This window comes from Streptomyces sp. NPDC111520 (assembly GCF_055635295.1).
Window position 1 is genome coordinate 47,092 of record NZ_JBVKBW010000001.1, and the last position, 19,037, is coordinate 66,128.

At 71.9% G+C, this 19,037-nt stretch carries 21 protein-coding genes; 11 read left to right on the plus strand and 10 right to left on the minus strand.

What is annotated here, in order from left to right:
* Positions 1–219: 219 nt before the first annotated feature.
* A complete protein-coding gene (locus tag ACZ7MY_RS00215) occupies positions 220–1,185 on the plus strand; it encodes a helix-turn-helix transcriptional regulator (RefSeq protein WP_499598107.1) in 966 nt (321 codons plus the stop codon).
* Positions 1,186–1,246: 61 nt separating this feature from the next.
* Positions 1,247–1,762, plus strand: coding sequence for a DUF4240 domain-containing protein (locus ACZ7MY_RS00220; protein WP_499598110.1), 516 nt, complete (start codon positions 1,247–1,249; stop codon positions 1,760–1,762).
* Between the two features lie 78 nt (positions 1,763–1,840).
* On the opposite strand, the gene ACZ7MY_RS00225 is transcribed toward ACZ7MY_RS00220, so the two are convergent.
* Positions 1,841–2,326 carry a GNAT family N-acetyltransferase gene (locus ACZ7MY_RS00225; protein WP_499598113.1) on the minus strand — a complete coding sequence of 162 codons (486 nt, stop codon included), beginning with the start codon at positions 2,324–2,326 and terminating at the stop codon, positions 1,841–1,843.
* A 50-nt stretch (positions 2,327–2,376) separates the two neighbouring features.
* Here ACZ7MY_RS00225 and ACZ7MY_RS00230 point away from each other — a divergent pair, with 50 nt between their 5' ends.
* Both ACZ7MY_RS00230 and ACZ7MY_RS00235 read left to right on the plus strand, forming a co-directional pair.
* Positions 2,377–3,279, plus strand: a complete 903-nt coding sequence (locus ACZ7MY_RS00230; protein ID WP_499598114.1) for a TIGR01777 family oxidoreductase — start codon at positions 2,377–2,379, stop codon at positions 3,277–3,279.
* A gap of 154 nt (positions 3,280–3,433) precedes the next feature.
* Complete coding sequence (locus tag ACZ7MY_RS00235; RefSeq protein ID WP_499598115.1) at positions 3,434–4,675, plus strand: NAD(P)/FAD-dependent oxidoreductase; 1,242 nt, start codon at positions 3,434–3,436, stop codon at positions 4,673–4,675.
* A 70-nt stretch (positions 4,676–4,745) separates the two neighbouring features.
* Here the strand turns inward: ACZ7MY_RS00235 and ACZ7MY_RS00240 are convergent, their stop codons facing one another.
* Positions 4,746–6,272 (minus strand): NsdA family TPR-like regulatory protein, encoded by a 1,527-nt coding sequence (locus tag ACZ7MY_RS00240; protein ID WP_499598117.1) that lies wholly within the window; start codon positions 6,270–6,272, stop codon positions 4,746–4,748.
* 362 nt (positions 6,273–6,634) lie between these two features.
* Between ACZ7MY_RS00240 and lipB the strand changes: the two genes are divergently transcribed.
* The 4 genes from lipB to ACZ7MY_RS00260 all read left to right on the plus strand — a co-directional run bounded on the left by lipB (position 6,635) and on the right by ACZ7MY_RS00260 (position 9,696).
* Complete coding sequence (gene lipB, locus ACZ7MY_RS00245; RefSeq protein ID WP_499598119.1) at positions 6,635–7,441, plus strand: lipoyl(octanoyl) transferase LipB; 807 nt, start codon at positions 6,635–6,637, stop codon at positions 7,439–7,441.
* 39 nt (positions 7,442–7,480) lie between these two features.
* Positions 7,481–8,455, plus strand: a complete 975-nt coding sequence (gene lipA / locus ACZ7MY_RS00250) for a lipoyl synthase (RefSeq protein WP_499598122.1) — start codon at positions 7,481–7,483, stop codon at positions 8,453–8,455.
* A 237-nt stretch (positions 8,456–8,692) separates the two neighbouring features.
* Entirely contained in the window at positions 8,693–8,917 is a 225-nt protein-coding gene (locus ACZ7MY_RS00255) for an SCO2195 family GlnR-regulated protein (RefSeq protein ID WP_499598125.1), read from the plus strand.
* Between the two features lie 98 nt (positions 8,918–9,015).
* A complete protein-coding gene (locus ACZ7MY_RS00260) occupies positions 9,016–9,696 on the plus strand; it encodes a DUF4191 domain-containing protein (protein WP_499598126.1) in 681 nt (226 codons plus the stop codon).
* Positions 9,697–9,772: 76 nt separating this feature from the next.
* On the opposite strand, the gene ACZ7MY_RS00265 is transcribed toward ACZ7MY_RS00260, so the two are convergent.
* Entirely contained in the window at positions 9,773–10,240 is a 468-nt protein-coding gene (locus ACZ7MY_RS00265; protein ID WP_499598129.1) for an RDD family protein, read from the minus strand.
* A gap of 199 nt (positions 10,241–10,439) precedes the next feature.
* Between ACZ7MY_RS00265 and glnA the strand changes: the two genes are divergently transcribed.
* Positions 10,440–11,852, plus strand: a complete 1,413-nt coding sequence (gene glnA / locus ACZ7MY_RS00270; RefSeq protein ID WP_499598131.1) for a type I glutamate--ammonia ligase — start codon at positions 10,440–10,442, stop codon at positions 11,850–11,852.
* Positions 11,853–11,960: 108 nt separating this feature from the next.
* Here the strand turns inward: glnA and ACZ7MY_RS00275 are convergent, their stop codons facing one another.
* The 4 genes from ACZ7MY_RS00275 to ACZ7MY_RS00290 form a co-directional block, all read right to left on the minus strand.
* A complete protein-coding gene (locus ACZ7MY_RS00275) occupies positions 11,961–12,668 on the minus strand; it encodes a tyrosine-type recombinase/integrase (protein ID WP_499598134.1) in 708 nt (235 codons plus the stop codon).
* Between the two features lie 212 nt (positions 12,669–12,880).
* Positions 12,881–13,321, minus strand: coding sequence for a DUF6228 family protein (locus ACZ7MY_RS00280; RefSeq protein ID WP_499598137.1), 441 nt, complete (start codon positions 13,319–13,321; stop codon positions 12,881–12,883).
* Positions 13,322–13,769: 448 nt separating this feature from the next.
* Complete coding sequence (locus ACZ7MY_RS00285) at positions 13,770–14,393, minus strand: XRE family transcriptional regulator (protein ID WP_499598139.1); 624 nt, start codon at positions 14,391–14,393, stop codon at positions 13,770–13,772.
* Positions 14,394–14,495: 102 nt separating this feature from the next.
* Positions 14,496–14,921 (minus strand): hypothetical protein, encoded by a 426-nt coding sequence (locus ACZ7MY_RS00290; protein WP_499598142.1) that lies wholly within the window; start codon positions 14,919–14,921, stop codon positions 14,496–14,498.
* A 99-nt stretch (positions 14,922–15,020) separates the two neighbouring features.
* On the opposite strand from ACZ7MY_RS00290, the gene ACZ7MY_RS00295 reads away from it, so the two are divergent.
* Together ACZ7MY_RS00295 and ACZ7MY_RS00300 are read left to right on the plus strand one after the other, a co-directional pair.
* A complete protein-coding gene (locus ACZ7MY_RS00295) occupies positions 15,021–15,791 on the plus strand; it encodes a transposase (protein ID WP_499598144.1) in 771 nt (256 codons plus the stop codon).
* A 418-nt stretch (positions 15,792–16,209) separates the two neighbouring features.
* Positions 16,210–16,668 (plus strand): SRPBCC family protein, encoded by a 459-nt coding sequence (locus tag ACZ7MY_RS00300; protein ID WP_499598146.1) that lies wholly within the window; start codon positions 16,210–16,212, stop codon positions 16,666–16,668.
* Positions 16,669–16,686: 18 nt separating this feature from the next.
* Here ACZ7MY_RS00300 and ACZ7MY_RS00305 read toward each other — a convergent pair whose 3' ends face one another.
* From ACZ7MY_RS00305 to ACZ7MY_RS00315, 3 genes are all read right to left on the minus strand, one after another.
* Positions 16,687–17,478 (minus strand): SAM-dependent methyltransferase, encoded by a 792-nt coding sequence (locus ACZ7MY_RS00305; protein WP_499599307.1) that lies wholly within the window; start codon positions 17,476–17,478, stop codon positions 16,687–16,689.
* Between the two features lie 144 nt (positions 17,479–17,622).
* Positions 17,623–18,279, minus strand: a complete 657-nt coding sequence (locus ACZ7MY_RS00310) for a (2Fe-2S)-binding protein (RefSeq protein ID WP_499598148.1) — start codon at positions 18,277–18,279, stop codon at positions 17,623–17,625.
* A 32-nt stretch (positions 18,280–18,311) separates the two neighbouring features.
* On the minus strand, positions 18,312–18,983 hold the full coding sequence (locus ACZ7MY_RS00315; protein WP_499598149.1) for a GntR family transcriptional regulator: 672 nt from the start codon (positions 18,981–18,983) through the stop codon (positions 18,312–18,314).
* Positions 18,984–19,037 lie beyond the last annotated feature (54 nt).

Consider the following 19,037-nt stretch of genomic DNA (forward strand, 5'->3'; position numbering starts at 1 on the left):
GATGGCCGGACGGTGACGGGCGCGTCACCGCCACCGCCACCGCCACCTGCTCCCGCCGGGGCGCCACCGCCCCCACCGGCCCGGCCGCCCCGGCGGGTTGCGCGCTGCGGTGTCCTTCCCCCCGCGACGACGCGGCCGCAGCGGGCCCCGGCGGGGCCGGTCCGGACCTCCCGGACCGGCCCCGTCCCGGTGCCGTGGGCGACCGCATAGCCTCGGGGTATGCGTGCGGCACGACTGATCCACCTCGTCCTCCTGCTCCAGTCCCGCGAGTCGATGACGGCGACCGAACTCGCCAGGGCCCTGGAGGTGTCCGAGCGCACCGTCGGCCGGGACGTGCTGGCCCTGTCGGAGGCGGGGGTGCCGGTCTACGCCGAGCGGGGGCGTGCCGGCGGCTACCGCCTGGTCGACGGCTACCGCACCCGGCTGACCGGGCTGGCCCGCGCGGAGGCGGAGGCGCTCTTCCTGTCCGGCGTGCCCGCCGCGCTGCGGGCCATGGGCCTCCACGACGCCGGTTCCTCGGCCCGTCTGAAGGTCTCGGCCGCCCTGCTGCCCGAACTGCGCGACGCGCCGCGCTCGGCGGCCCAGCGCTTCCACCTGGACGCGCCGGGCTGGTGGCAGGAACCGGAGACGCCACGGCTGCTGCCGGCGCTCGCCGCGGCGGTGTGGGGGGACCGCCGGCTGCGGGCCCGGTACCTGCGCGGGGCGCAGGAGGTGGAGCGCGAGCTCGATCCGTACGGCCTCGTGCTCAAGGCGGGTGTCTGGTACGCCGTGGCGCGCTGCGGCGCGGACGTACGGGTCTACCGGGTGGACCGGTTCACCGCGGCGGAGCCCACGGAGGATCGTTTCGTCAGGGACCCGGAGTTCGACCTGCCCGCGTTCTGGGAGGCCCGCGCCGCCGAGTTCGCCCGCTCGGTGCTCCGCGACGAGGTCGTCGTGCGCCTGACGCCCGAGGGCGCCCGGCGCCTGCCGTACGTCACCGACCGCACCGCCGCCCGCGAGGCCCTCGCCGCGGCCGGGCCGCCGGACGCAACGGGGCGGGTCACCGTCACGCTCCCCGTCGAGGGCCAGGACGTCGCCTACGAACAACTGCTGTCCCTGGGCCCCGACGCCGAGGTGCTCGGCCCGGACACCCTGCGCGAGCGGCTGGCCGATGCCGTCCGCGCCATGGCGGCCGTCTACTTCTGAGGGCCGCCACTGCCGTGTTCCGCGTGCGTCGGAGGGCCGCAGCCAGGATGCTGGAGCGGTGATGGACGAGACGGAGTTCTGGGAGATCGTCGACAGCACGCGAGAGGCAGCGGGGGGCGACCCGGAGGAGCACGCCGACCTGCTGGTGGAACGGCTGACCCAGCTCGACCCGGAGTCCGTCGTCGACTTCGCGCGGCACTTCGAGAGCCGTTTCAACCGGGCCTACCGCTGGGACGTGTGGGGCGCCGCCGACCTGATGCTGGGGGGCGCCGGTGACGACGCGTTCGACTTCTTCCGGTGCTGGCTCATCGGCCAGGGCCGGCACGTCTTCGAAGGGGCCGTCCACGACCCCGACAGCCTCGCGGAGATGACCGACTCGTTCGACCCGGAGGTCGACGGTGACGCCGAGGACCTCGGCTACGCGGCGGACGAGGCGTACGAACAGCTCACCGGCGTCCGGCTGCCGGATCTGGACCTGCCGGCGCAGCCCGCCGAGCCGGAGGGCGTCTACATCGACTTCGAGAACGCGGCCGCGGTCGCGGAACGCTTCCCCCGGCTCTGGGCGCGCTTCGGCTGAGCCGGCCCCGGACGACCCGTGTCGCCGGCCGCCCCGTCGACATCCGGGAGGACGTGAGGAGGACGACCCGGCGACGCGTCAGACCCGGCGCCCCATGCACACGTCGTCCACGTAGACGCCGTCCAGCAGGAACTCCCCCGGCAGGACGCCCTCCACGCTGAATCCGGCCGCCTCGTACAGCCGCCGGGCCGGGGTGTTGTGGCCCAGCACCCGCAGCGTGACGCGCACCGCGCCCTGCCGGCGGGCGTCCGACACCGCCGCCAGGACGAGTTCCAGCCCCACCCCGCGGCCCCGCGCCCAGGTGTCCACCGCCAGGCCCTGGATCTGGCGCACATGGGCGTTGGAGGCCAGCGGTGTCGGCGGCACCATCCCGACGAAACCGGCGACGCGGCCCTCGGTCTCCGCCACCAGGAACACGTCCGGTCCCGAACGCTCGCCGAAGAAGTCCTCGTTCTCCTCCCGCGGCGGCCGCACCGCGTGCAGGGTCGACCAGGTCGCCCGCTCGAGACGGACGAGGGCGGGGTCGTCGGAGAGCCTTGCCGGGCGCACACGGATGTCGGACATGCGTGTCACCTTCCCACACCGCAAGGGCCGTTCCGCGCGACGATGTCCCCATGCGCATCGCCATCACCGGCTCGTCCGGCCTCATCGGCTCCGCCCTGGTCCGCTCCCTGCGCTCCGACCGGCACGAGGTCGTACGCCTCGTCCGGCACGAGCCGTCCGGTCCGGACGAGGTGCGCTGGGACCCGCAGGGGGGCACCGTCGACACCGCGGGGCTGGTGGGCGTGGAGGCCGTCGTCCACCTCGCCGGCGCCGGGGTCGGCGACCACCGCTGGACGGAGGGGTACAAGCGGACCATCCACGACAGCCGGGTGCGGGGCACGCGGACCCTCGTGCGCGCCCTCGCCTCGCTGGACACCCCGCCGCGGGTGCTCGTCAGCGGTTCCGGCATCACCGCGTACGGCGACACCGGCGACCGCCGGGTCGACGAGGGCGCGCCGCTCGGCACCGGTTTCCTCCCCTCCGTGTGCCGTGACTGGGAGGCCGCCGCCGCGCCGGCCCGTGACGCGGGCATCCGTACCGCGTTCTCCCGCACCGGCCTGGTCGTCTCCGGCAGGGGCGGGGCGTGGGGCCGGCTCTTCCCGCTCTTCAAGGCGGGCCTGGGCGGCCGGCTCGGCGACGGGCGCCAGTACTGGAGCTTCATCTCCCTGCACGACCAGGTCGCGGCGCTGCGCCACATCGTCGACACCGAGTCCGTCTCCGGGCCGGTCAACCTGTGCGCGCCCGAGCCGCTGACCAACACCGAGGTGACCCGGGCGATGGGGCGGGTGCTGGGCCGGCCCACGCTGTTCGCGGTCCCCGCGCCCGTACTGCGCACCGTCGTCGGGGAGTTCGCCTCCGAGATCCTCGGCAGCACCCGCGCGGTGCCGCGGGTGCTGCTGGACTCCGGGTTCGCCCACGCGCACCCCGGGATCGAGGAGGCGATCCGCGCCGCGCTGGCCGAAGAAAGGCACTGAATGCCACCCAGAGCCGTTTTCCGGCATCAGTTGGCGCGCGAGTGGGCATGACGGTTCCAGCGCCAGCCGACGCGCGCGGGGAAACGTGCCGACCTCGGGGAGGGGCATCGTGCTCTCTACAGCACGCTCTACGGGTTCACAGACGGACGTGTGCGTGATCGGGGCCGGCCTCGCCGGTCTCTCCGCGGCGCGTCACCTCACCGGTGCGGGGCTCACCGTCACCGTGCTGGAGGCCGAGGACCGGGTCGGCGGCCGCATGGCCACCGAGAAGGTCGACGGCTTCCTCCTCGACCGGGGTCCACAACTGCTCAACACCTCCTACCCGGAGCTGGACCGCACCCCGGAACTGCGGGGGCTGCAGCTGCGGCCGCTCTCGCCCGGCGTCCTGGTGCGCTCCGCCGGACGCGGCTACCGCGTCGGCGACCCGCGCGCGGCGCTCGCCGCGGCCCGCGCGCCGATCGGCTCGCCCCTGGACAAGGCGCGGCTGCGGACGGCCCTCAACCGCCTCGCCGGCGCACCCGTCGAACGCCTCCTGGAGCGCCCGGAGACCACGGCCGCCGCGGCCCTCGCCTCACGCGGCTTCGCGCCCCGCACGCTCGACGGGTACCTGCGGCCGCTGCTGTCCGCGCTGCTGTGCGACCCGGACCTCACGACGTCCAGCCGGGTCGCCGACCTGGTCCTGCGCGGCTTCGCCCTCGGCCGTACGTGCCTGCCGGCGGGCGGCGCGGCGACGGTGCCGCAGGCGCTGGCGGCCGCGCTGCCGCCCGGCACGGTCCGCACCGGGGTCCGGGCGGTCGCCGCGGCGACCAACGGCGTCCGCACCGCGGGCGGCGACGAGATCCCGTGCCGGGCCGTGGTCGTCGCCACCGGGGCGGCCGCCGCGGCCGGACTGCTGCCCGGGCTGCGGGTGCCCGCCTTCCACGGCGTCACGGTCCTGCACCACGCCGCGCCGGCGGCACCGCTGAAGCAGCCCGCGCTCGTGCTGGACGCGGACCGGCGCGGTCCCGTCTCCCACACGTTCCCGGCCAGCCTCGTCGACCCCTCCCGCGCCCCCGTGGGCCGCGCCCTGGTCACCTCCGTGCTGCTCGGCCCGGCCGCCGCCCCCGCCCCGGACGACATCGCCGTCCGGGCCCACCTCGCGGAGCTCTACGGCACCTCCACGGGCGGGTGGGAGCTGCTCGCCGTCCACCACGACGCGCAGGCGCTCCCCGCGATGACGGCCCCGCACGACCTGCGCCGCCCGGTGCGGATACTGCAGGGCCTCTACGTCTGCGGCGACCACCGCGACACCAGCACCGTCCAGGGGGCCCTGCTGTCCGGCCGTCGTGCCGCCCAGCGGCTCCTGCGGGACGTCGGCCTCCCTCCGGCGCCCCCGGCCGAACCCCTGGCCGCCTGAGCCCCGCGGGGCCGGGCCCCCAACGAGACGTCCGGAGCGGCGGCGTCCCCCCTGCCGCCGCTCCGGGTGCCTACCCGACGGGGACGCCCAGGGCCGTCGCGCGGTCGTGGAAGGCGCGGACGGGGGCGGCGTCGCGGTGGGTGTCGAGGCGCCGGCCGAAGTCGCGGACGTACTCGAGCGCGCGGAGCGAGCGCATCTCCACGGCGGCCTGCATGGCCTCCGCGCCGAGGGCGCAGGCGGCGTCGACCTCGCCGAGGCCGAGCCGCGCGGTGGCCAGCACGGTACGGCAGAAGACGCGGCTGCGGGCGTACCCGTGGGCGCGCAGTTGCAGCGAGCGCTCGGCGTGCTGCGAGGCCGCGCGGTACTGCCCGAGGTCGCGGTGGCAGTGGCCGAACTCGTCCGCGAGCTGGGCCTCGTCGAAGAAGCGCGCCCAGGACGGGACGTCGTCGCCATTCCTGACCGCCTCCAGGGCGCGCTCGGCCCGCACGAGGGCCGCCGTGCAGGCGCGGACCTCGCCGAGCAGCCCGTGGCCGCGTGCCTCGGCCGAGTGGAAGAGCGCCTGCACGACCGGCGGGGCGCCGCTGCCGACGCCCTGCTGGGCGACCCGGGCCAGCTGGACGGCCTCGCGGCCGTGCCCGAGGTAGACCGCCTGGCGGCTCATCGTGACCAGGACGTACCCCCCGTAGACCCGGTCCCCGGCAGCCTGCGCGAGCCGCAGGGCCTGCACGAAGTACCGCTGGGCCAGGCCGTGGGCGCCGACGTCGTACGAGGTCCACCCGGCGAGCCGGGTGAGGTCGGCGACCGCGGCGAACAGGCGGCGCCCCATGGTCTCCCCGTAGGCGCCGCGCAGCATGGGCTCGGCCTCGTGCTCCAGGTAGCGGACGAGGGCCTGCCGCGCGTGGCCGCCGCCGTAGGCGTTGTCCAGGGTGCGGAAGAGCTCGCCGACGGAGCGCAGGGCGGCGATGTCCCCCATGCCGACCCGCTGGCCGTTGCCGCCGAACACCGCGGGCGCGGCGACGGCGACCGGTGCGGGCGCCCCGCGTGAGCCGCCGCCGGCCCGCTGCGCCGGCAGCCGTGCGGCCCCCGGGGCGCCGCCGTGGCCGGGACCGGCGACTCCGGCCGGGACCGTTCCCGGCTCGGGCCCCCGCCCCACCCGGTCGTCGGCCCGGCCGATCAGCCAGTCGCGGCTGGGGACGACCAGGCCCGCGGGGGTGAACGCGATCTTGCGGAGGTCGGCCTGGTTCCCGGTGTCCTTCCGCCACAGCCCGGAGACGATCTCCACCGCCTCCTCGGGCGAGGAGGCGTACTCCAGCCCCGCGTAGACGGGGGCGACGGCGTCGAGGCCGAGGTCGTGGGCGGACAGCCGCCGCCCGAGCCGCCGGGTGAAGACCTCGGCGATGAGTGCGGGCGTCGTGCCCCGGGGCTGCTGGCCGCGCAACCACCGGGTGACGGAGGTCTTGTCGTACCGCAGGTCCAGGCCGTGCTCGATGCCGAGCTGGTCCACCCGCCGGGCGAGCCCGGCGTTGGAGAACCCGGCTTCGGCGATCAGGGCGGCCAGTTGACGGTTCGGGGGGCGCTGCGAGGAACGGTCGGACATCGGTGGTGCGGTCCCCTGCCTTCCGGGCGTGCGGGTGTGCGGGCGTACGAGTTGCGGGTGTTCGGGCGTGCGCGGCGTCGCGGGCGTCCGGGGCGGGCGGCGGTTCACCGTCCGCGGCCCGCCGGTCCATCCGCAGAACGGCGCGAATGTAACGTTCTGTATCGACTCACTCACCACTCGAGCGCCTCGCATTCGCCGTATCGGGTGAATCTGCACCCACATATCGGTAGAACGCTTCCTTTGCCCTTCGTCGGGTGGTAACGCCCCCGCCCCGTGCAGGACACCGCCGCACCGGACGTACAGTTGCTGAGGCGCTCCGGACACGTGGTGGGGTGCCGCAAAGGACCACAAAGGGAGCGGCCGTGAGTGACCTGCGCTTCGTCCACCTGGGCTTCGGCGAGGACGCGGTGGAGTACGTGGAGGCGTGGGAGGAACAGCGCCGCGTGCACGCCGCGCGCTTCGCCGACGAGATCCCCGACACGTGCCTGCTGCTGGAGCACCCGCCGGTCTACACCGCGGGCCGCCGCACCGAGGACAGCGAGCGCCCGCTGGACGGCACCCCCGTGGTGGACGTCGACCGCGGCGGCAAGATCACCTGGCACGGGCCGGGCCAGCTGGTCGGCTACCCGATCCTGAAACTGCCGCGCCCGGTGGACGTGGTCGCGCACGTGCGCCGGCTGGAGGAGGCGCTGATCGACGCGTGCGCCGAGTTCGGCCTGGAGACCACCCGGGTGGAGGGCCGCAGCGGCGTGTGGGTGCTGGGCGATTCGATCGAGGACCGGCCGCCGGTGATCCCGGGGCTGACCCTGGACTTCGACCCGCGGCTGCACGACGAGGAGTTCGACCCCCGCCTCTCCGGCCCCGAGTACGCGCCGTCCAACGCCGGCCAGCGCCGCGAGGACCGCAAGCTCGCCGCCATCGGCATCCGCGTCGCCAAGGGCGTGACCATGCACGGCTTCGCGCTGAACTGCAACCCCGACAACACCTGGTTCGACCGGATCGTGCCGTGCGGCATCCGGGACGCCGGTGTGGCCTCGCTCAGCAACGAGCTCGGCCGCGAGGTCACCGTCGCCGAGGTCCTCCCGGTCATCGAGAAGCACCTGCGCCGCGTCCTGGAGTCGGCCGTGCCGCTCCCCCGGGTCGTCCCGGAATCCACAGGCGTACGCTGATGTTCACCAAGGAAACGAAGCCTCGCGAGGGAGTCGGACGTGTCTGCTGTAGCGCCTGAAGGCCGCAAGATGCTGCGTCTGGAGGTCCGCAACAGCCAGACCCCCATCGAGCGCAAGCCCGAGTGGATCAAGACCCGGGCCAAGATGGGTCCCGAGTACACCGAGCTGCACAGCCTGGTGAAGCGCGAGGGCCTGCACACGGTGTGCCAGGAGGCGGGCTGCCCCAACATCTTCGAGTGCTGGGAGGACCGCGAGGCCACCTTCCTCATCGGCGGCGACCAGTGCACCAGGCGCTGCGACTTCTGCCAGATCGACACCGGCAAGCCGCAGGCCCTCGACCGTGACGAGCCGCGCCGCGTCGGCGAGTCCGTGGTCACCATGGACCTCAACTACGCCACCATCACCGGCGTCGCCCGCGACGACCTCGAGGACGGCGGCGCCTGGCTGTACGCCGAGACCGTGCGGCAGATCCACGCCATGACCGCCGGCCGCGCCACCGGCCGCACCAAGGTCGAGCTGCTGATCCCGGACTTCAACGCGGTCCCCGAGCAGCTCGCCGAGGTCTTCGGCGCCCGTCCCGAGGTGCTCGCCCACAACGTGGAGACGGTGCCGCGGATCTTCAAGCGCATCCGTCCGGGCTTCCGTTACGAGCGCTCGCTGGAGGTCATCACCAAGGCGCGCGAGGCGGGTCTGGTGACCAAGTCCAACCTCATCCTCGGCATGGGCGAGGAGCGCGAGGAGGTCAGCCGGGCGCTGCAGGACCTGCACGACGCGGGCTGCGAGCTGATCACCATCACCCAGTACCTGCGCCCGAGCCTGCGGCACCACCCGGTGGAGCGCTGGGTGAAGCCCCACGAGTTCGTGGAGCTGAAGGAGGAGGCCGAGGAGATCGGCTTCGCCGGCGTCATGTCGGGCCCGCTCGTGCGGTCCTCGTACCGGGCCGGCCGCCTCTTCCAGCAGGCCGTCGAGCGCCGCGGCGAGCGCGGCGAGGTCGTCGCCGCCCAGGCGGTCTGATCACACTGCGCTGACCTCCGGGTCACCGCCGCAACGTGCGGTTCGTCACGTCAGGGGCCCCCTCGGGGCCCCTGACGCGTCCCTGACGTGCGGCGCCCTCGCGGAGAACGGCGCGAAGCCACCGCCGGGGCTTCACGACGGTTTGACCGACCGGTCACGGACTGGTAACACAATGTGGTGACTCTGGATAAGCGGAACATCCGACCGCGTCTGAGCCGTCCTGAGGGGGACACCACCATGCAGGCCGCACACCTCCACCGCCAGAGCACGATCCCCGGCGCCGCCGCCGGCGCGCTGCGCGCCGTGGAGCACCTCCTGTTCCGGGGCGCCGAGGCGACGGCCCGCCGCAACGCCTGGACCGCCGTCCTGGAGGACCGCAAGCGCGCCAAGGACCGCCGCGACGCCCAGCACGTGATGGACGCCCTGGTCTCCTCGCGGGCCTCGCACGGCGACGTGCTCTAGCGCTCCAGGGCCCTTACGGGGCCCTCCGTTGCCTCCGGGCGAAGACCGGACCCCCTCCGGTGGGGCCGGGGCGGCGCGGGCCACGTATCCTGTGCGGCATGGCGAGGGATACATCCGAGAGCAACCCTGGGCGCCTGAAGCAGATCGCCCAGACGTACAAGATGACCAGGCGGGTCGACTCCAAGGTCGGTCTCGTCCTTGCGGCTGTGGGAATCGTCACCTTCGGTGTCATCCTCGCCATCGGCTTCTTGATCGGTCACCCCATCTACGCGGGCATCCTGGGCTTCCTGCTCGCCCTGCTGGCGATGGCGATCATCTTCGGACGGCGTGCCGAGAAGGCCGCGTTCGGCCAGCTCGACGGGCAGCCCGGTGCCGCCGCGGCGGTCCTGGACAACGTCGGCCGCGGCTGGTCGGTGACGCCCGCGGTGGCGATGACCCGCAGCCAGGACGTGGTGCACCGCGCGGTCGGCAAGGCCGGGATCGTCCTGGTGGGCGAGGGCAACCCGAACCGGGTGAAGGGCCTGCTGGCCTCCGAGAAGAAGAAGATGGCGCGCATCGTCGTCGACGTCCCGGTGACCGACTTCATCGTGGGCAACGACGAGGGTCAGGTTCCGCTGAAGAAGATCCGCACCACGCTGCTGAAGCTGCCGCGCGTCCTGCCCGGCCCCAAGGTCACCGAGGTCAACGACCGGCTCCGGGCGCTCGGCGACCTGATGAGCAACATGCCGGTGCCGAAGGGCCCGATGCCCAAGGGCATGCGCATGCCGAAGGGCCGCTGATCGCATACGAAACCGAACGCGAAGTGCCCCGGACGAAGCGATTCGTCCGGGGCACTTCGCGTCGTGCGCGCCTCGGTCACATCCGGACCTGGACCGCCTTCACGGCCCGGTCGTGCATGCCGCGGGTGTCGCGGTCCCAGACCACCGCCGGGACGACCAGCAGGAGCAGCAGCGTCCGCAGCGCGGCGGCGCCGAGGCCGAGCCGCCCGCCGTCCTGCCGCACCACCCGCAGCCCCAGCAGGCGCTTGCCCGGGGTGGTGCCGACGGTGCCGAGCAGCAGCACGCTCATGAGGCCGAAGACCACGGTGGTCCACGGATTGGCCGCGGCCGCGTCCCGGTGCGCGATCAGCCCGTACGCGATCAGCGCGCACAGGCCCCAGTCGATGAAGAGGGCCCCGATGCGCCGCCCGACCGGGGCGATCGAGCCGGGGCCGTGCTCGGGCAGCCCGAGGCGCTGCCCGCGGTAGCCGAAGTCGACGCCCATCCGCTCCGCGGCGGCCTTAGGGCCCTCGATCCACGATCCGATGACATCCCTGTTGTCCACCGCTCCACGGTAACCCCCCGCCTCCGGACGCCCGCGTCCGACCCGGCACCCGTGCGGCGGCTCGGTTAACCTGCAAGAAACAAATGGGTCACGAGAGGGAAATGCCCGATCTCTATGGTCGGCACCAACGTGCGCCACCGCACTGGTCGCACCCATGAGCTGCAATCCGGCCTCCCGGGCCGGGCCAAGGAGGAGTTGGATGTCGTTCCAAAACGCCGACGAGGTGAAGAAGTTCATCTCGGACAACGACGTCAAGTTCGTGGACGTCCGGTTCTGCGACCTGCCCGGTGTCATGCAGCACTTCACGGTCCCGGTCGAGTCCTTCGACCCCGACGAGCAGCTGATGTTCGACGGGTCCTCGATCCGCGGCTTCCAGGCCATCCACGAGTCCGACATGGCTCTGGTGCCGGACCTCTCCACGGCCAAGCTGGACCCGTTCCGCAAGGACTCCACGCTCAACGTCAACTTCTTCATCCACGACCCGATCACCGGCGAGCAGTACAGCCGTGACCCGCGGAACGTGGCGAAGAAGGCCGAGGCCTACCTCGCCTCCTCCGGCATCGCCGACACCGCGTACTTCGGCCCCGAGGCCGAGTTCTACGTCTTCGACAGCGCCCGCTTCGAGACCAGCGCGAACCAGTCCTTCTACCACATCGACTCCGAGGCCGGCGCCTGGAACAGCGGTGCGGAGCAGGACAACCGCGGCTACAAGGTCAAGTACAAGGGCGGCTACTTCCCGGTCCCGCCGGTCGACCACTTCGCCGACCTGCGCGCGGAGATCACCCTGGAGCTGATGAAGTCCGGCCTGCAGGTCGAGCGCCAGCACCACGAGGTGGGCACCGCCGGCCAGGCCGAGATCAACTACAAGTTCAACACGCTGCTCGCCGCGGCCGACGACCTGATGCTCTTCAAGTACATCGTGAAGAACGTCGCCTGGCGGGCCGGCAAGACCGCGACCTTCATGCCCAAGCCGATCTTCGGCGACAACGGCTCCGGCATGCACGTCCACCAGTCCCTGTGGACCAACGGCGCCCCGCTGTTCTACGACGAGCAGGGCTACGCGGGCCTGTCGGACACCGCCCGCTACTACATCGGCGGCATCCTGCGGCACGCCCCGGCGCTGCTGGCCTTCACCAACCCCACGGTGAACTCCTACCACCGCCTGGTGCCCGGCTTCGAGGCCCCGGTCAACCTGGTCTACTCGCAGCGCAACCGCTCCGCGGCCATCCGCATCCCGATCACGGGTGCCAACCCCAAGGCCAAGCGCATCGAGTTCCGCGCCCCGGACTCCTCGGGCAACCCGTACCTGGCCTTCTCGGCGCTGCTGCTCGCCGGCCTCGACGGCATCAAGAACAAGATCGAGCCGGCCGAGCCCGTCGACAAGGACCTGTACGAGCTGGCCCCCGAGGAGCACGCGGGCGTCCCGCAGGTCCCGACCTCGCTGTCGGCGGTCCTGGAGTCCCTCGAGGCCGACCACGAGTTCCTCCTCCAGGGCGGCGTCTTCACCTCCGACCTGATCGAGACCTGGATCGACTACAAGCGGGTCAACGAGATCGCCCCGATCGCGCTGCGGCCGCACCCGCACGAGTTCGAGCTCTACTTCGACATCTAGGAAGTCCGCAGGTCAGGGCCATGATTACCTGACCTGAGCCGTCCATGGGCCGTGGGCCGTGTTTCCCTCATCGGGAGGCACGGCCCACGGCTTGTTGGTGGGGCGCTTTCACGGAGCAGCAGAAGGTGCCTCTCCCCCGTCCCCGAACGCGGCGTCGATGGCCCGACGGGCACGCTCTTGGCTGTTCGGCATCAGGTGCGTATAGGTCCTCAGGGTGAACCCCGGGTCGGCATGGCCAAGGTAGTCGGCCAGAGCCTTGACGTTCTCGCCGGCGTCCAGGAGCACCGAGGCGCAGTAGTGCCGCAGTGCGTGCATCCCGTGTTCCCGCGACTGCGCGAAGCGGGCACCCGGCTGCCGCTCAGGGATCACGCCAGCCGAGACGAGAGCGGGCTTCCAGAGATACATATTGAAGTAGTTCCGGTTCAGCGCCTTCCGCTCCCGGGAGTAGAAGACGAGCGAGGCCGTGACGAGTGGACCGTCCGGCGTCTTCCAGGGAAGCGCGACCTCCTGCGGCGGCCAGCGGGTGATGTGCTCCGCGAACGTCCGGGAGACCACCTCCGGGAGCGGCACGTCCCGGAGCTTGCCGCCTTTGGGAGGGGCGAGGACGAGATCCGGGCCGACCAGCTTCACCTGCCGCACGACGCACACGACTCCTCCGAGAAAATCCACCTCGTCAACAGCCAGTCCGAAGATCTCGCCCTGCCTCAGGCCGCAGCCAGCTCCCACGTCGGCCAGGGCGGCGTACCGGTCCGGGAGCCCGCCACGGACGGCTGTGACACGTTGCCCGGTCCACGGCTTGAGCTTCCTCGCGTCCACCTTGGGAGCCTTGACGGAGCCTGCCCGGCAGGGGTTTCGGGCGGCAGCCGGTGGCCGTTTGTCTATGCGGGCACCAACCCAGACGCCGGAGCAAACCCCCGCATCAGGTCCAACCGCTACACCACTTCCAAGGACGCAACCGCAGGCCACCGGCCAAACCCGCTCCGCCTCCCCGAGGCTTCGCCTCCTGCCCGCCCCAGGGGTTCCTCCAGCTACTCCGTGACGCCCTCAATGAAGGTACGGATCTCGGCGGCGAGGTTACGCATGTCCTCACCTGCCGCGTGCACCGTAGCGACCTCGAAGCGCCATTGCTCAGACGGCGCCCGGTCGTAGATACCCCAAGTCAGCCCGACGTATCCACCGGGACGGTGCTCGGCTGAGAGGGTCAGGTCAGAGCACAGAGAGTGCCAGGTACGTACTCCTTCCCAGCCTCGGAAATCTTCGGCAAGTGAGGCGAGGTAGGCATCGAGGCCGTCACCGCCCCACGTCTCCACCGAGGTCTCGACACTTCCCCACGACCCGCTGGCCCTGATGAGGAAGTCGAGCATCTCTTCATCCCCAAACCGTCGAATCGGCTCCGACAAGAGCACGAGGGCAGGGCCGGGGCTTCCCACCTGTACTGCAGGGCGGCCGGAGTCGTCATAGTCGATCACGCGAAAAGGTTAGAGGAACAGGCTGGACAGCCAGCGACCGCTCTCCAACCGGAGACCACGGCACGGTCGCTTGCGGCTGCCGCGAGTGACAGGGGCGGTACCGCCATCGCTGCACGGGCGTGCCACAGCTGTGCCAGGTGAGGCAGTGCCGAACGGGGAGCCACGGGGAACAGCGGTGACGAGGCCGAGTTGCCGCAGGTCAGCGTCCGCCCAGGTGAGGCAGGGTCCGCAGCCTCAGTCTTCCAAACTGGGGCTACCTGCTTCGCTATGTCTTGGCGATGTTGAGGAGCGCGTGGGCGAAGCCCGGCCAGGTGGTCGCGTCGGGCGGACCGATGTGCACACGCCGCGTGATGCCCGACCGGGCTTCGGGGCCGCCTTGCAGGAAGCCGTCGAGGTCGCTGGCTGTGTCGTCCAGATCCTCAAGCCTGACACCGTCGCCTGTCAGTTACTACGTACTGCCGACGTCGAGTCCAGCGATGACTCTGACGTCTGCTTCGGACATACCCAGAACCTTGGCGATCTCCTGGACAAGTACTGGCTCCGGGTTGAGCCGTCCGCCGCGAAGCATGTGGACGGTGGACATCGATCGTGCGGTTTCCCTTGCCATCCTCCTGACCGGAATTCCGCGCAGGTCCATCAACCCGGTGAGCACCCGTGCGAACGGATGTGGCTCCAGCTGCCCAGCAGGGGCAACGGCAGGACCGAGGACCACGTCGTCAATCTTGACTTGAAATCGGATCAGTCGATCACCCGCAAACCCGACCTTCGCGACGAAGGGCAGACTTTCATCACCGCTGGAACCAACCGTGCCCGGCACCGACACCTCTGTGAACCTTGAAGGGTGACCGTGGTGATCACTCCCGATCTCCAAGGGAAGACCCGGTTCGACGTGGCTGACCTTCCAGTCGCGGTTCCACCAGGGAAGATCTTGCAGCACCTCGTTGAAGAAAGGGGGCAGCACAGTGAGATCCACGGGCTCCGGAGGGTTCTCCTGACCTCCCCAGATGATGCCAGGCCAGTACGTCAATGCCGCGATCACGTCCACCGTCAGCGCGCGGTTGGCAATCTCCATGTCCGCACTCTCCCACCAGTCGGGAAAGCAATCTGCTGCGACCAGGCAGACGTTGGTTGACGTGGCACTAAGAGTTGTCCCGTAATGCCGAGGGGCTGAGGGTCAGGTTGTGTCCAGGTCGGCGCCGATGGCACCGACCGAGCGAAGCGAACGCCCGAGGTCTCCTGTGAGGATGCGGGGGTGTCGCCGCCACCACCACAGGTCGGGGCCGGGCAGCCTGTGGAACTGATGGAGGAACTGGTTGAGTGCTTGACCGTCGTCGTCGATGGTCGCGGCCTTGTATCGGTCGTCCAGAGCTTTGATCTGGGGGGTCCAGATCTGGACGATGTAGTCATCCAGCAGGAGCCACGCCTCGTGCAGCCAGTTTCGACAGTAGAGGTCGTTGACGTATTCATCGATGTCGTCGTCGTAGCCGCGCTCGATGACGCGAACCAGGGCGGCCCAAGCATCCACCCTGTCAGCGACTGTGAATGCCGTAAGCCAGCCGCGCTGGTGCAACAGCTCTCCCACCTCGGTCTCCGTAGCCATGGGCGTGAGGCTCTCACGCCGAATCCGTGCGGGCGAGCGAGATAGGTCCCGGTCAGGGGCCGCAGGCTGGGAGCGTGATCAAGGTGAGACGATCTCGCCGTGGCTGGTGTGATCACGGCGTCGGAACTCTCTTGGATAGCCCCGTTCACCGGGCTGAGTCCGCGGCAGTTCGGCAAGCTGGTAAGGGTTCTGCGGCACCGGGGTGCGGACGCGGTCCGCAGGGGTCGCCCGTGGAGTCTTCCGTTGGGGGATCGGGCACTGCTGGTCGCTGCCTACTGGCGAACGAACCTGACCATGCGACAGCTCGCCCCGCTGTTCGGGATCTCGAAGTCGGCAGCGGACCGCATCATCGACCACCTCGGGCCACTGCTCGCGCTCCAGTCCCGCAAGCGGTTCGCCAAGGATGCCGTGCTCATCGTGGACGGCACGCTGGTCCCCACGCGTGACCACGCCATCGCCGAGCGGTCGAAGAACTACCGGTACTCCACCAACCACCAGGTCGTCATCGACGCTGACACACGGCTCGTCGTCGTGGTCGGCCGGCCACTCGCCGGGAACCGCAACGACTGCAAGGCGTGGGAGGAATCCGGCGCCAAAACCGCCGTCGGCAACACCCTCACCATCGCCGACGGCGGCTACCCGGGTACCGGACTCGTCATCCCGCACCGCCGCAAGCGCGGCCAGACCGAACTCCCGGCCTGGAAAGAGGAGCACAACAAGTCCCACAAGCATGTCCACGCCCGCGTAGAGCACGTCTTCGCCCGCATGAAGACCTGGAAGATCCTCCGAGACTGCCGCTTGAAGGGCGATGGCGTCCACCACGCCATGCTCGGCATCGCACGGATGCACAACCTCGCCCTCGCCGGATAGACCAGCGGGCCACACTCCGGCCAACCATGCCCGAGGCGACTCGCAGATCATTTACGGGACAGCCCTTAGTGCGACAGTCCGAGGCGAGGACGGCGTCGGGCGCTGGGCCGTCTCCGGGCCGTCCGAGGGCGCACGACGACGACCAACGCTGACAACCGCTGACCACTCGATCGCAGGTCACAGCGTTGATCGTCTAGGCGGCCCCAGGTCAGCAGCCCCTCGGATCACTTCTTCGACATCTGATGCGGCCCCGGGCCGGAGCGGGGAACCGCCGGCCCGGACCGTGCGCCACCCGTCGGCCGGCCCTCCTCCTCCGGGAGGGCCGGCCGACGGCTTTCCCGTCCCGGAAGCCGGTGTGCGGCGCGCGCCCCGGTGGGAGGATCCCCGTGCCGGGTGCCGTGCCGAGAAGGGGTCCGCGATGCCGTCCACCGAACTGGAGCACACCTTCCGGGTGGCCGCGCCCCCGGAGGAGGTCTACGCGCACCTGGCCGAGCCGACGCACTACGTCGGCCTGTCGCCGCTCCTCGTCGACGTGCGCGACGTGCACCGCGGCGGCGGGATCGTGCACTACACGGCCGTGGAGCGGTTCCGGTTCCTGGGTCTGCTGCGGCACGACAACGTCATCGGCGTGACGCTCGTCGCCGTCCCGGACCGGCTGCCGCACTCCGCCGAGATCTCCGGCGAGGTCCGCAGCCCGGCCCGGGTCCGCATGGGCTACCGCTTCGCCATAGAGCGTAACGGCGTCGGCAGCATCGTCACGGACACCCTGCGCCTGCGCACGCCGCCCGGCCTGCTGCGCTTCGCCGCCTCCCAGGCGCGAACGGTCCAGCAGGCCCGGGCCCGGGTCCTCAAGGCCCGGCTGGACCGGCCCGCCTGAGGAAACGGGCGGGTCCCGCTAGACGCGGCGGCCGACGCCCCCGTAGAAGCCGATCTCGCCGGAGCGCGGCGGGACCGGGGTGCCGGGGCGCCAGAAGGGGACCTGGACGAGGCCCGGCTCCTCGAGTGCGAAGCCGTCGAAGAACCGCGCGACCTCGGCGTGCGGACGCAGGTTGAGGCTCGCGGTGGCGTTGTTGTAGACGGCCTGGGCGTCGCTGCGGTCGGCGAAGTCACCGGTGGCGTGCGAGAGCACCAGGTAACTGCCGGCCGGGAGCGCGTCGCGCAGGGTGGCGACCACCTCCGCGGGCTTCTCCTCGTCCGTGAGGAAGTGGAGGACGGCGACGAGCAGCAGGGCGACGGGCCGGTCGAAGTCGATGACCCGTCGGACGTCGGGGTGCTCCAGGAGGGCCCGGGGGTCGCGCAGGTCGCCGAGCACGACGCTGGTGGCGCCCGAGCGGCTGAGCAGGGCGTTGGCGTGGGTGTTGACGATCGGATCGTTGTCGACGTACGCGATGCGGACGTCGGGCGCCGCTTCCTGGGCGATCTCGTGCACGTTGGGCGAGGTGGGGAGGCCGGTGCCGATGTCGAGGATCTGGCGGACGCCGCTCTCCACCACGTGCCGGACGGCGCGGCGCATGAAGGCCCGGTTGGCGCGGACGCCGATCCTCACCTCGGGTGCCGCGGCGGCGAGTGCGTCGGCGGCCTTGCGGTCCACCTCGTAGTTGTCCTTGCCGCCCAGCAGGTAGTCGTAGATCCGCGCGGGGTGCGGCCTGCCGGTGTCGATCTCCTCGGCGCGGAAGCCGTTCTCCATCACGCTGCGCTCCTCTCGGCGGCCGTCCGGGCCCTGACCCGGCACCGCTGACGACAGCTTTTCACATCATCAACTTCTCTGCCCACGTGAAGAGTTCCTGGTCACCGGGAGTTCCACGCGGCGCCCACGGGAGGCCGGCCGCGCTCAGCGCAGCGCGCAGTCCCCGCACAGCCCGCCGCCCGGCACGCGGTAGTACAGGCAGCAGCTGCGGCGGGTGTAGGCGGGCGCGCCCGGGCCGGTGAGGCGGAGCTCGCCGACGTCGCGCAGCAGCTGATCCGCCATCAGTTCCGCCGCCAGCGCGACGGCGCGGGTGGCCGCGTCAGGCCGGGCGCCCTCCCCCAGGCACCAGGAGTGCAGCACCCGCAGGGTGCCGGAGAGGGCCGAGGCGGTGTTGCCCCACAGCAGTGCGGGCGCGACGCCCGACACCGCGTGCACGGCCTCGCAGAGGGGCACCAGGTGGCCCAGGAGCACGTTCTCGCGCAGCCGGCCCGCGGGGACCTGCGGGACGTCGTCCGGCAGCCACAGCTCGTCCGGGGCGGACCGGCCGGGGTGCCACCACAGGCGTCCGCCGGACAGGTCGGGCATGCGGCCGGTGAGCGCCGCCGGGCCGAGCGCGACGGACCACAGCCGCGCGGCCAGCCCCTGGTGGGCCAGCGAGGCGGCGACGCGCCGCTCCGGGGTGCCGAGCCGCCGGCCGACCTCCGCCACCCGTCCGGTGAGCGCGGGCGAGGGCCGCCCGGTGTAGACCTCCGCCAGCGGCACGAAGCCCTCGGCCCGCGGCTCCCCCGGCCCGGTGCGCACGGCGAAGAACGGTCCCGGGCCGCCTCCGCCGGTCAGCGCGCCCACAGGCCCCTGACATGGCCGAGGTGCCGGGTCATGACGGCCTGCACGGCGGCGCCGTCGCGGGCCAGCAGGGCGTCCAGCAGTTCCAGGTGCTCCTCGGCGGAGGCGCGGAGCAGGCCGCGTTCTGCGAGCGCCGTGAGGCCGTACAGCCGGGAGCGCTTGCGCAGGTCGCCGACCACCTCGACCAGGTGCTCGTTGCCGGCGAGCGCGAGCAGCCCCAGGTGGAAGCGGCGGTCGGCCTCCACGTAGGCGATGAGGTCGCCGGCCGCGGCGGCGTCGACGATCTGCTCGGCGGCCGGACGCAGCGCCTCCAGCGCCGGGGCGTCGGCGGTGGAGGCGAGGCCGGTGACGGTCGGGATCTCGATGAGGGAGCGGATGTGGGTGTACTCGTCGAGCTGCCGCTCGGAGACCGCGGTCACCCGGAAGCCCTTGTTGGGCACCGGGTCGAGCAGCCCCTCCTTGGCCAGGTCCAGCAGCGCCTCGCGGACGGGCGTGGCGGAGATGCCGAAGCGGCCGGCCAGCGCGGGCACCGAGTGCACCTCGCCGGGCCGCAGTTCCCCCGCCACCAGCGCCGCCCGCAGGGCGTCCGCGACGCGCTCGCGGTAACTGCCGGTGCGCTGACCGCCGAGGGCGGGCAGGGCGGGCCCGTCGTGCGCTGCCATGCGGTGGCTCCTCCTTGGCGGCGTGGCATGTATGCGCCCAGTATCGGTGTCCGG